This window comes from Dyadobacter sp. OTU695, assembly GCF_038440355.1.
Lineage (GTDB): Bacteria > Bacteroidota > Bacteroidia > Cytophagales > Spirosomataceae > Dyadobacter.
Map to the genome: position 1 here is coordinate 1 of NZ_JASATN010000073.1, position 752 is coordinate 752.

General features: G+C 46.7%; 1 protein-coding gene. It reads right to left on the bottom strand.

Annotated features, from left to right (window positions below):
• On the bottom strand, positions 1-623 hold a 623-nt coding region (locus AAHB90_RS32470), incomplete at its 3' end, for a helix-turn-helix domain-containing protein (RefSeq protein ID WP_342089487.1).
• Positions 624-752: the final 129 nt, after the last annotated feature.

Genomic DNA, 752 nt, shown 5'->3' on the forward strand with positions numbered 1-752 from the left:
TTATCAGGAACCAGGGCTTTAGGCACACCGCCTAAGTCATTCAGACAGCAAGAAAGGGCATATAGAAAGTCGCCAATCTGCTGGCTGGGTACTGCCATAGCGAAGGCATAATCTGAGAAAGGCAGGCAGGCAACAAACACCTGGCAGGCAATCAGTTCACCAGTTTGCTTATCAATATAATGCATCTGCTTGCCTGCAAAATCGACCATGAGCTTATCCGCGGGCTGGAAAATAAGGACTGAAGACGACTTGGCGGCAACAAGCTGCTGATGTAGGTGAAAGCAAAACTGAGAATAGCCGTACCCGTGCGGAAAGGCCTGAATGTACTCTTCCCAGAGCAATTTCTTGGTTACGCCGACATCTTTAAGTTGGGCTCGGAAGTAATCAAGTTTACCCTTCAGATGCACGTATCTTGGATCTTTGTAGGCCGGGTTGCCCGCATGGAACTTGCTTTCTAAAGCAGGGTCTTCTAACTGCAATAGCTCCTGTGGTTCGATACTAACCGACTCCAATTTACTTAAATATGACTTCACCGTATTCTTGCTGATACCGAGCGTACGAGCGATGGCTTTGATGGAGTAGCCCTGAGAATGTAATCGCAAAAGTTGTTTAATCTGGCTCATAGGTCTTGGTTTTCCAGCCATCAGTGATCTGCTTTTAGTAATTAGAAGATCACCAAATAAACCAAAACCAGTGTTGAGAGGGGGTCAGTATGCTCCGGTACGCTGTGTTGAAATCCGTTTTAGAGGGGT